The organism is uncultured Bifidobacterium sp. (genome assembly GCF_959020155.1).
Taxonomy (GTDB): Bacteria; Actinomycetota; Actinomycetes; order Actinomycetales; family Bifidobacteriaceae; genus Bifidobacterium.
Genome location: NZ_CAUERC010000042.1, coordinates 1 through 9,792, shown reverse-complemented (window position 1 = coordinate 9,792; position 9,792 = coordinate 1). Strand labels below are relative to the sequence as shown.

The window sequence follows — 9,792 nt, the reverse complement described above, 5'->3', positions numbered from 1 at the left end:
TTCACCGGGTCATGCCGTACGGCGATGCCTGGTCAAGGTTCAACGTGCCGGCCGGATCGCATACGCCGGCAGAATCGCTTTATCGTCCGTGTGTCGTTTCCATGCCGTCATCCAACGCGAGGTCGAGCCCTGCGGTCTCAGGAGACGTTTCCTGTGGGTCGGCCCAGCCGACGGCGAGGTCCAGCGCGCCGCGCAACGCCTGGCCGGAAAGCCGGTACGTCCAGAAATCGTTTGCCTCGTAAGGGAAGGATTCGCCGGACACGATGCCGCGCTCGTCATGCAGGCTCACGTCGAACGCTCCGGGTTTGGCCGTGATCAGCGCATGACGGGCGGAACCGGGAGCCGAGACCTCCAGTGCCTTTCTGCCGTCGGGAGACCCGGTGGCGGTGAATTTGATATCGGGGTGGTGCGCGAGGCTGTAGGAAGCGTTGGACTCACACGCCAGCGGGACCGTATCTCCCAGCCCGCTGTCTGCGGCCAGCTGCTGTGGGCTGTAATCCATGCCCTGCGTGTAGTCGATGGGCTGCGCGTCGGTGTAGAAGCATCCGCCGCCATCGTCCGCGTCGATCGCGTCTCCCACGAGCCGGTCCAGGCGCGCGGGGTCGTCCCATGCGCTCACGAGTCTGGCGGGTTCGGCCTGGTTCTTCCATGCCATGTAGCGGTCGCGTTGGTCGCCGCAGATGCCGTCGAATGATTCCTGGGAGATGAACGTGCCGCCGTCCAATTGGTAGCATTCCCCGTCCGGGTCCAACGAGCGCTCCTTGAACTCCTTTTCGGCGGCGGCGTACAGGCGCTTGTCGAGCGGTTCCATGGCCGCGTCGATGCCCGCCATCATCTCGTCCACGTGTTGCCGCATGTCGGGCTGGCTCGTTTTCCACCATGCCTGCAAGTCGGCGAGCACGTCGGCGGCGTTCTCCCGTTCGCACACGTCGAGCAGGTCATCGTCGTAATTTTCCACCGTCCAGGAGTAGAAATCCCAGTCACTCGAACCGGTCAGGCGTTCGATGCCCTTCATGCGGTGGAAGTCCATCAACCCGCCGCCGTGCTCGCGCACGATGCCCGCCAACGGCAGATCGGCCTCGTCCATCAGGCCTTTCCAGTATTCGGGGACATTCCCGTTCTCCATGTCGTTCTCCTTTCCGAACGCCTTTTCGATCACGAGCGGGTCTCGTGGGTCAACAGTGCGGTCGATCCGCAGTATCTCGGGCATGACCGCCTCGCTTTCACGGCCGATGACGAACGTGCCGATACCGGCCTTGACGCGATGCTCGGGAAGCCTTCCCGAACCGTCGCACATCACCGCCGGCCGATACCACGGATCCCCGTATGCGAGGGTCACGGTGTCGCCCGGTCTGGCGAGAACACGTTCGACGGCCATGCGTGAGAGGCCGTGCGCGTCGAGACGGCCGGAACGCCAATCGTTGGCTTCGGCTGCTGTCAGGGTGAGGGAAACGGAACGCCCTTCCTGGGCCGAGGTCACGTCGAGCCTGACCGGCTGCATGGCCTCGAAACCGATCCAGATGCCTTCCGGCGTCCTGTCCGGGGCTTTCACGTCAATGTCCGTGAACCCGTATTCGGTCAGCACGTCCGTGACCCTGATCCTGAGCGCGTTGTCGGGAGGCAGATCAGGGCGTTCATTGGGAATCGGGAGCGAGGACGCCTCGAACCACACGTCCTCGCTCGGATCGGTGTCGAAGCCGCCGTCCGCGTCGGAATACGCCATGTGGACGCCGAACTCCAATTCCTTGGCATCGACGGAAGAGACCAGAATCGCGTTCCCCAGCACGAGATCGCGCGCGTTCCTGCGCAGGATGGATTGCATGTCGGGCTTGGCGGGATTCCCGGCCGCGAGCAGGTCGCGGTTCACACCCTCCATGTCAAAAGGCGTCAAGGCCATCTCGCTCGCCCTTTCTCACTTGGAAAGGCCGGAACCGGCCGTATCGGTCATATTCAGCGGGTCCGAGGGGTCGCACGCCTGCGCGCGTTCCGCGAACGAGGTGACGGCGCCGGGCAGCACATATCCCAGATCAAGGTCGATCGGGCTCACGCCGTCGTCTTCGCCGACGGACGCTGCGGGCATTGCGCCCATGGTCTCGCGCAGCACGTCCACGGCGTCGCCAGTAGCGGCGCGCGCGTCGATGATCCGGTGCATCGTGTCCTCAAGCGCGGCATGGATATCGGTGGAACCCTCCTCCACGATGCACTGGTATGAGGGGGCTCCCCAGTTCGTGCCGGTGCCGGAAATCGTGTAGTCCGCGATGCGTTCGCCCGGCTGGACGAGCGAGGCGAGGTCGAACGCGGCCGGCGAACCGGTCTTCGCGTCGAAATCATCCAGCCATTCGACCTCCTCGGCGATCTCCTCGCGCGAGTACCGGCCGTCGATATCGCTCGGCCAGTCCGCGTCCTCCAGATAGCCGTTGTCGCCAAGCGACACATCGCCGTCGAGCGTGAGGTCCCGGCCGTACATCTCCATATCGATCAGATAGCCGAGCCCCGTATCGAACATGGACCACACGGCATCCGATGCCCACCCCTGGTTCACGGCGGTCCAGGCATACTTCGCCTCCTTCGATTCGGCCGAGGACGGCGCATCATAAGAGTGATAGGGGATCTCGTCCGAGTTCAACGCGAGGTTCGCGTACTGCAACGGGGTGCGCGGGACCGCGTCAAGATCGTCGCGGACCGTCTGCACCTTCTCGTACACGTCCGGGTCGTCGTCCTCGCGCGCCTCGAACGCGCGGCACATGAGGTTCAGGTCCGTCAGCGACTCGTATTCGCCGGGATTCGCCACGGTGGCGAGCAGTCCTTCCCCGCCCTCGTAGTCGTGGATCGCGTACTCCTCGTACCGGCCGCCCAATCCCACCTCGGTCTTCAGGGTGTCCTGCAAGCGTTCGGCGGGCATGGGCAGCGTGATCCACGCGCCCTGCAACGCGCCCTCCACGTATTTGCCCAGGTTGGCGACGTACACGCTGATCTGGTAGTCCTTCAATCCGGCCATGATGATGCTCCTTCGCTCGGGTCTTTTATCGTGTGGCTGCGGCCGAGGCAGACGTATCGGCAATGCTCAACGGGTCGGCCGGGTTCGCGGGATCGTGGGTTTCGGACGTTTCGGCCTTCTCGCCTTCGTCTTTGCGGGCGAGCCGGCCGTCGTCCACCATCGCGTCGATGATCTCCCATCCCTCCTCGATGCTGCGGTCCCGCAATTCCCTGGCCGAGATCATGTCGCGCATCGCGTCCATGTTCTCGTTGTTGTCGGGCCAGTCATGGTCTTTCAGCCAGTGCCGAAGGTCCTCCTCCGTCCAGCGGATCTCCGCAATCGTTTCGTTGCCTTGCCCGGCGTTGCTTTGACCGGGATGAAGCAACGCCTCAGATCGGAGACCGAAATACGCTTTGTCTTCCTGGAGGCCGGACAGGAAGCCGGAGGGCGTGAACCCGTTGCGTGCCGCGAACTCGCGGGACCAGCATTCGTCGAACTCCTCGTCGGGGTCGAAGTCGAGGAGCCCGTCCGCCATGGCGCGCCTCAGCCCCTTCTCGTCCGCCTCGGCCGGCACCGTGACCGTGACCGTGGCGTGGTTGGGGGCCTCCAGCGTCATGTACAGTTCGCTGTGGCCGGCGTCGCGTTGGATGAAGCATTCCCCGTTGCCCCAGTCGAGCTCGTGCTGCTCGATCAGCTCCTTCGCCTTGTCGGTCAGGGCCCGTTCCTGGGGCGTGTATTCGTCGGGTTCCATCAGCATGATGCGTCCTTCCTTCCCTTGGATGATCGGTGCCGCGCCGTCCGGCGGGCATGGCTCCGATCATCAGCCCATACGGGCGGTCGCGCGGGGCATGGCGTCTACGGGGCAGATGATTCCGCCGAGATTTGATGCTCGGTCCCTTTACGTGTCCCGCTCCTTAGTACCAGTTGTGGGCGAGCCAGAACGTCTTGGCGGCGCTGGGGCTGCCGTACCGGCCGGCGATGTAGTTCAATCCCCATTTGATCTGGGTGGCGGCGTTGTCCTTCCAGTCGTCTCCTGCGGAGGCGAGTTTCGACGCGGGCAACGCCTGGGGTATGCCGTACGCGCCGCTGCTCGGGTTGGTGGCATTCCACTGCCATCCCGATTCCTTGTTCCACAGCCATACGAGCGCGTCATAGTCGCCGTCTCCCCAGTCCTTGTACGAGGCGATCATCTTCCGGGCGATGGCCCGGGCCTGTTCCGGCGTGGCGTGGGTGCCGTCGCCGTCGTAGTCCACCACCACGTCCGTGGAGCCCGAGTCGGAACTGGAGCACGTCCATGCCGCCTCCACCGGATCCGAAGAGGAGGACGAGTCGGACGATGACGACGAATCGGACGATTCGGAACCGGATGACGTGGAATCCGTGCCGGCGGAACCATTGGTGGACACACTGCCGTTGGGCAGGATGTAGACCGCGCCGACGTCGATCCTGTGCGTGCGGTGGTTGACGATGCCCAGGCCGCCGCGCCCGTTCATCTCGCTGATGGTCACGGTGCCGGCCGTCCGGTCGACCGCCTCGACGACGGCGACGTGGCCGTACAGGGTGTCCGCGTCGGCCACGCCGGGCGGGTAGCTGACGATGCTGCCGGCCACGGGATCGGTGCGGGTGGTCTTCCATCCGGCGGCGGTGGCGCTGGCGGCCCAGTCGCCGCCGTTGCCCCAGTAGGAGCCCACGTCCAATCCGATTTTATGGCCTCTCATGCACGCCCACCATGTGCATTGCCCGTCCGGATAGGCCTGGCACACGTTGTCGGGCCCGTCGGATCCGTTGAACCACGCCTTGGTCTGCGCGATGGTCATGCCGTCACGCACCTCGCCGGTCGTGACGCTTCCCGTGACGCCTCCCGACGATCCGTTGGAGCCGCCGTCCTTGCAGCCGCCGAGGACCGCGAGCACGGTCAACGGCGTGCATCCGCCGAGCAGGGACAGCAGGCACGCCGAGAGCATGGCCGCGAGGATCCGATGGCGGCTGGCCCGGCTCATTGCGTGTTCCTCAGCGACCAGAAGGGCTTCTGCCCGCCGACCACGACCTCCACGGTCCGGCAGGGATGCTGGACCGTGCCGTATCCGGTGGCGGAGATCACCGTGTACGCCTCGTCGCCGGCCTTCACCTGATCGGGGTCGAGCTCGTTGGCATCCTTGTCCAGCAATGACGCGTCGAGCGCGGCCGGGCAGTAGACGGTGACGTGCCAGTTGCCGTCGTCCATCGGCAAGAGCACGGTGTTGTACGCCTGGCTGACGGTCTGCTGCGGATCCGTCGTGGATGACGGTCCGCCGCCTTCCGGGATCGGGAAGCTGGTTTCCTTCGTCGTCCAGAACGGCTGGGACTGGATGGCATCCGTATCCGAGCCCTCCCATTTGCCGTCGGAGGTGCAGGTGTAGGCGTAGTTGACGTACTTGTCATCGTATTGGCCCGAGCATACGGATCCGGCGTGGAAGCGGCGCTGGGTCCACCACCAGCGCGGCGCGTCGGAGACCGGATGGCTCTCCCCGGCACCGTCGTCGCCGAGCAGCGCGAACACGTTCTTGCGCCATTCGTCGTCGCTGCCGTTTGGATCGAGCAGCGCGTCCACCGTTTCCAATGCGGTGTCGATCGGGCCGGAACCATTGTGCAGCGTGATGCCGTCCGCGTTTTCGGAGAGCGTGCGGGTGCCGTCCTTGTGGGTGTCAACGGGGAACGCGGTGGTGCGCTGAGACCAGTCGCCGGGAACCGGGATTCCCGCCGCCTCCAGGCCGGCGTACCGTCGCGGGCCCGAATCCGTTTTCCTTTTGCCCGTGGACTCCTGTTTCGCGTCCGTCGCGGAACCGTGGTCGTCGCCGGCCGTTGACGGCTGGTGGTTGGCGACGATGACGCCCAGCGAGCACACGAGGAGCGCGGCGACGAACAGGCACAGGACGCGCAGCGGTTTCGGCAGCGGACGCGGTTCCGGCCGGTTCACGATTCACCGCCTTCCCAACGGTTCGGCTCGCCCGGCATGCCGCCTTGCGTGTTTCCTTCCATGGCCGGATGCTCCCGCTCGGGGTTCACGGTTCCCGGATCCGCGTTTTCGGGCGACCCGTCTTCCGCCGACCCGTCTTCCGTCCCCGTCCACCGCGCGTCTATGAGGTCGTCCGCCGTTTTCAGTTCGGCGCTGGTGTTTCCCGCGTCCTTCGCCTTCCTGCGCAGCAGGGTGGCCTTCTCGCGGGCCTCTTCCAGACGTCCCTCCAATGATTTGATGTTGACGCGCGCCGCCACGTACTCGTCCATCGCATCCTGTTTCGTCCTCTGGCTGTCGCGCACCGCCTTGAGGATGCTGCGTTTCATGTCGCGCATGGTGTTCTGGTTGTTCGCCACGACGATCTTCCTTTCGCTCGTTTTTCCGTCAAGGCGAGTCTGCCTTCCCGTCGCGCGTTCCACGGGGCATGGCGTCTACATTCCCCATGGCGGAAGGCGGGGCGTGTAGACGCCGTGCCCCGTGGCCGGCCGTTTTGCGGCCGAGAATCGGAAGCGTCGTTCCAATCAGGTGAAAGGAAAATCAATGGAATCGTTTCTCTCTATGCTCGCCGGCTGGTTCATGGGCCTGTGGACGTGGCTGGTCGAGCTCAACGGGATGCTCCAGGTGGTGCTCGTGCTGCTGTGCGTGGTCGCCTCGGGCGTGTGCGCGATCATCGGCAAACGCATGGGCAGCCCGATGATCGTGGAATCCGGCGGACAGACCTGGAGCCGCACGCTGGTGACGGCCATCGCGTGGATCGCCGGCGTCATCCTCATGCTGATCGCGGTGCTGGCCATCGCCGCCGTGTTCGCGCCGCTGCTCGGCTTCGCCGCCTGACCTTGGCGACGCCTTTCCATCCAGGGCCGGCCGGGAAGGGATTCCCGCGCCGGTCCTCGCATGTCGGACAAGAATCAAGGAATCCCAAAAAACGGAAGGAACGCGAACGAAGAATGAAGCTCGTCATCGCGGAAAAGAAATCGGTCGCCACGGCCATCGCGCAGGCGTTGTGCGCCGCGCCCGTCCAAAGGGACGGATGCTATGAGTGCGGCCAGCTGCTCGTGACATGGGCGCAGGGCCACCTGATCGACCTTGCCATGCCCGAGGACTACAAGGACAGGGATTGGAGGAAATGGAGTCTGGACACGCTGCCTGTGGACCCGTCCGGCCATTGGCGGTGGAAGATCAGCGAGGAGCGCGGTGCCGGCTCCCGCTACCGGCAGATCGTGCGGCTGATCCGCCGAACGGATGTGGATTGCCTCGTCAACGCCTGCGACCCCGACCGCGAGGGTGAGGCCATCTTCCGCCGCATCGCGGACATGGAAGGCTCTCACAAGCCGGAACTGCGCCTGTGGGTGGCGAGCCTGGAGGCGGAGGCCATCCAGGTCGCGTGGCGGGCGATGAAACCCGAATCCGAATACCAAGGGCTCGCATGGTCGGCGGAGATCAGGTCGAAGGCGGACTGGCTGATCGGCATGAACGCGAGCCGCGCGTACTCGCTGCTCTACAACGCACGGTTCAGCGTGGGCCGCGTGCAGACGCCGACGCTCGCCATGATCGCGGAACGCGACCGGCAGATCAGGAACCACAAACCGGTGCCGTTCTGGACCGTGATCGCGGACATGGGCGGATGGCGGCTCTCCAGCGAACGGATCGACAGCAAGGATGCGGCGATGCTGCTGTGCGGCCAGGCCGAACACGGCCGCTTCCGCATCATGTCCGTGAACCGGAGGCGGGTGAACGACCGGCCGCCCCGCCTGTATGACCTGACCGGATTGCAGAAGGACATGAGCCGCATGTACGGCATGACCGCCGCGCGCACGCTCCAGGCGTTGCAGCACCTCTACGAACTCAAACTCGCCACCTATCCGCGCACCGACAGCCGGTACATCACGCATGACGACCTCGAAACGCTCACGGCGCTCCTCGAATCCGGCCGTCTCGCCCAAGGGTTCGTCACCCGCGAGGGCATACCCGGACACCCGCGCCCGGAGCTGGCCGTCAATGACGCGAAGGTGGCCGGCCACACCGCGATCCTGCCGACCATGCAATTGGACGCCGGGAAGCTGGAAGGCCTGGACGATGACGAGCGCAAGGTGATGACACGCATCGTGCGTCGCATGTGGGAGGCCGTGGGCGACGACCATGTGCACATCGTCACCGAGGTGAAGGCCCGGCTTTCCGACGACACCGACAGGGAGTTCTCCAGCCGTTCCGACGAGACCGTATCCGCAGGATGGAAGGCCGTCGAAACCGGCCGCGGGCCCGAACCGGAAGACGAGGAAACCGCAGACCCGGCGGGAGGAAGGAACGTGATCCCGTCGAACCTCACGGAAGGCGGCGTCATTCGCCCGGTCGGGAAGGTCACGGTCGAGGAAGGCGAGACCCGGCCGCCCAAACCGTTCACCGAGGCCACGCTGCTGGCCGCGATGGAGCACGCGAGCCGGTGCGTGGAGGACAAAAGCCTCAAGGCGGCACTCGATGACGACGAATCACATTCCGGCGGCATCGGCACGCCAGCCACCCGCGCGGACACCATCGAAAAGCTCGTGCGCTCCAAACTCGTGGAACGCAAGGGCCGGCAATTGCACGCCACCACGGAAGGCGAACGCCTCACCGACGTGGTGGAGCCACGACTGAAGGACGTGCTGCTCACCGCACGGATGGAACAGGCGTTGTCCGACGTGGAACACGGCAAACGAGGCCCGTCTGAGGTGATGGACATGTTCCACCGGGAGGCATTGCGAATCCCCGCCGACGCGACCGCGAACCTCAAGGCCGATGCCGTCACACGAACCACGAACACCGACGCGCAGGATTGGGGCGACTGCCCGCGCTGCGGCCAGCCGGTCAGGAAAACCGGCCGGATGTGGCAATGCTCCACGAACAAAAGCGAGAAGACCAAGGACGGCAAGTGGATCGCCGTCGAGGGATGCGGATGGAAGATGTACGCGAGCCTCGCGGGCAAGACCATCACCGACCAGACCGCACGCAGGCTCCTCGCGGGACAGACCGTCACGCTGAAGGGCTTCACATCCAAATCCGGGAAGAAGTTCGACGCGGCCATCCGCATCGACAAGTTACGCGGCACGGCGTTCGACTTCGACCGCTGACCAACCGGCCAACCATCCGTGCCCGACGCGCCATGCCGCGCCGGGCACGGCAACGACCAAGGAGACGATGAAACCATGCGACGATACAGCCACGCCTTCCGGGTCCTCATGGACCGGGAGCTGTTCAATCTGCTTGCCGAGGCCTCCGCCAAGACGGGCATACCCAAATCCCGTTTCGTGAGATACGCCATCCAGCCGTTCAGCTACACGGAACTCGCCCCCGGCACCACCGATTGGAACGACGTGTACCGCACCGACCCCGACCCCGAACATCCGCTGAAGCGGGGACGCCAGCTCAATGTCATGCTCACCGGCGACGAATACGAGATGCTGTGCCGGGCCGCGTTCAAGCTGGGCATCGCGCGCAGCGCCTGGGTGCGGGAACGGGTGTACGCGCTCCTCTGCCGCTCCTATGCGGACGAGCTCTCCCCGCTCACGGACGCGAGCATCCGCGACAACGCGACGATGCTCCTCAAGGAGCTCAAGACGAAGGATGCGGGAAGATGACATTCCAAAAAAAGGAAGAGCCCCTTCCCATTCGTGGAAGAAGGCATCACCCCGAACGATCATCCACCCTCATGCGTTTTCCTATGCGCTCATATGGATATGTCCATGGACACCCACATGGACACGTCTATGGACACCCACATGGATATGTCCATGGACATCCACATGGAGATGCCCATCAAATCGAAGGTAAGCAAGCTAGACGG

The 9,792-nt window shown here is 64.8% G+C and carries 9 protein-coding genes; 3 read left to right on the top strand and 6 right to left on the bottom strand.

From position 1 onward, the window contains the following. Nucleotides 1-79: 79 nt before the first annotated feature. The 6 genes from Q5H31_RS07760 to Q5H31_RS07735 form a co-directional block, all read right to left on the bottom strand. Complete coding sequence (locus tag Q5H31_RS07760) at nt 80-1,897, bottom strand: hypothetical protein (protein ID WP_302457650.1); 1,818 nt, start codon at nt 1,895-1,897, stop codon at nt 80-82. Between the two features lie 15 nt (nt 1,898-1,912). Beyond that, complete coding sequence (locus tag Q5H31_RS07755) at nt 1,913-2,998, bottom strand: antirestriction protein ArdA (protein ID WP_302457649.1); 1,086 nt, start codon at nt 2,996-2,998, stop codon at nt 1,913-1,915. A 25-nt stretch (nt 2,999-3,023) separates the two neighbouring features. Beyond that, nucleotides 3,024-3,734 (bottom strand): hypothetical protein, encoded by a 711-nt coding sequence (locus tag Q5H31_RS07750; protein ID WP_213344807.1) that lies wholly within the window; start codon nt 3,732-3,734, stop codon nt 3,024-3,026. 157 nt (nt 3,735-3,891) lie between these two features. Then, nucleotides 3,892-4,977 carry a CHAP domain-containing protein gene (locus Q5H31_RS07745; RefSeq protein WP_007057144.1) on the bottom strand — a complete coding sequence of 362 codons (1,086 nt, stop codon included), beginning with the start codon at nt 4,975-4,977 and terminating at the stop codon, nt 3,892-3,894. After that, nucleotides 4,974-5,933 (bottom strand): hypothetical protein, encoded by a 960-nt coding sequence (locus Q5H31_RS07740; protein ID WP_007052703.1) that lies wholly within the window; start codon nt 5,931-5,933, stop codon nt 4,974-4,976. Before Q5H31_RS07740 ends, Q5H31_RS07745 begins: the two co-directional genes overlap by 4 nt. Continuing rightward, a complete protein-coding gene (locus Q5H31_RS07735; protein ID WP_069483845.1) occupies nt 5,930-6,328 on the bottom strand; it encodes a hypothetical protein in 399 nt (132 codons plus the stop codon). Before Q5H31_RS07735 ends, Q5H31_RS07740 begins: the two co-directional genes overlap by 4 nt. A gap of 184 nt (nt 6,329-6,512) precedes the next feature. Between Q5H31_RS07735 and Q5H31_RS07730 the strand changes: the two genes are divergently transcribed. From Q5H31_RS07730 to Q5H31_RS07720, 3 genes are all read left to right on the top strand, one after another. Continuing rightward, nucleotides 6,513-6,806 carry a hypothetical protein gene (locus Q5H31_RS07730; protein WP_007054354.1) on the top strand — a complete coding sequence of 98 codons (294 nt, stop codon included), beginning with the start codon at nt 6,513-6,515 and terminating at the stop codon, nt 6,804-6,806. Nucleotides 6,807-6,919: 113 nt separating this feature from the next. Continuing rightward, on the top strand, nt 6,920-9,079 hold the full coding sequence (locus Q5H31_RS07725) for a type IA DNA topoisomerase (RefSeq protein WP_302457648.1): 2,160 nt from the start codon (nt 6,920-6,922) through the stop codon (nt 9,077-9,079). Nucleotides 9,080-9,154: 75 nt separating this feature from the next. Beyond that, entirely contained in the window at nt 9,155-9,586 is a 432-nt protein-coding gene (locus tag Q5H31_RS07720; RefSeq protein WP_032684901.1) for a ribbon-helix-helix domain-containing protein, read from the top strand. Nucleotides 9,587-9,792: the final 206 nt, after the last annotated feature.

Coding starts and splice junctions, on each gene's coding strand:
- Q5H31_RS07760 (WP_302457650.1), bottom strand. CDS start 1,897: ATGGCCTTGACGCCTTTTGACATGGAGGGTGTGAACCGCGACCTGCTC.
- Q5H31_RS07755 (WP_302457649.1), bottom strand. CDS start 2,998: ATGGCCGGATTGAAGGACTACCAGATCAGCGTGTACGTCGCCAACCTG.
- Q5H31_RS07750 (WP_213344807.1), bottom strand. CDS start 3,734: ATGCTGATGGAACCCGACGAATACACGCCCCAGGAACGGGCCCTGACC.
- Q5H31_RS07745 (WP_007057144.1), bottom strand. CDS start 4,977: ATGAGCCGGGCCAGCCGCCATCGGATCCTCGCGGCCATGCTCTCGGCG.
- Q5H31_RS07730 (WP_007054354.1), top strand. CDS start 6,513: ATGGAATCGTTTCTCTCTATGCTCGCCGGCTGGTTCATGGGCCTGTGG.
- Q5H31_RS07725 (WP_302457648.1), top strand. CDS start 6,920: ATGAAGCTCGTCATCGCGGAAAAGAAATCGGTCGCCACGGCCATCGCG.
- Q5H31_RS07720 (WP_032684901.1), top strand. CDS start 9,155: ATGCGACGATACAGCCACGCCTTCCGGGTCCTCATGGACCGGGAGCTG.